Annotated in this window: 1 pseudogene; it reads left to right on the top strand. The window is 35.2% G+C overall.

The window, feature by feature from the left end:
* Positions 1-57: 57 nt before the first annotated feature.
* Positions 58-778 (top strand): annotated as a pseudogene (locus IV86_RS08555) (transposase); the annotation flags it as partial.

The following is a 778-nucleotide window of genomic DNA, read 5'->3' as shown; positions in this document are numbered from 1 at the left end:
TATAGTGACCCCCAAAAGTTAGACCAAAAATCTAACTTATTGGGGGTCACTATTTTTATGAGTAAATATACTTTTGAATTTAAATTTAAAATTGTTCAAGAATACTTATCCGGTGAAGGAGGCTATGCTTTTCTAGCAAAGAAACATAACGTGAAAGATGGTAATCAAATTCATAGATGGGTAAATTCCTATCGGGAATTTGGTGAAGAAGGTCTTTTAAGAAAACGACAAAACAAAAAATATTCTGTTCAATTTAAGTTATCTGCGATAGAGTTGTACCAAACAACAGAGATGTCCTATCGCGAAGTAGCTAACAGTTTGGGAATTAATAATGCCCCTTTGATTGTTAACTGGATGCGTCACTATCGTGACGCAGGAATTGATGGGCTCTCCAAATCGAAAGGTCGACCACCTATCATGAATGAAAAGAAAGCTAATCCAGCCACTTCCAATAAATCTAAAACTTCATCTACGGATCAAGAAAGAATTAAAGAGCTTGAAAAACAAGTTCGAACTCTTAAAATTCAAAATGCCTTTTCAAAAGAATTGAGGAAGCTGCGAAAACGGGAAGCCCAACAAAAACAAACGAATCAATCGCACGCATCATTGTCAGCCTCCGAGGACAATTCAAATTAGTTGAGCTTCTAAATACTTTGAACTTTCCTAAAGCGACTTATATGTACTGGCAGAAAAGATTCAATCGAAAGAATGTTGATCAGACTATTGAAGATGAAATGTTAAAAATTCGTCAACAGCATAAAGATTACGGATATCTTAG

It is taken from the genome of Pediococcus pentosaceus, assembly GCF_001437285.1.
Taxonomy (GTDB): domain Bacteria; phylum Bacillota; class Bacilli; order Lactobacillales; family Lactobacillaceae; genus Pediococcus; species Pediococcus pentosaceus.
This window is presented reverse-complemented; position numbering and strand designations above follow the sequence as displayed.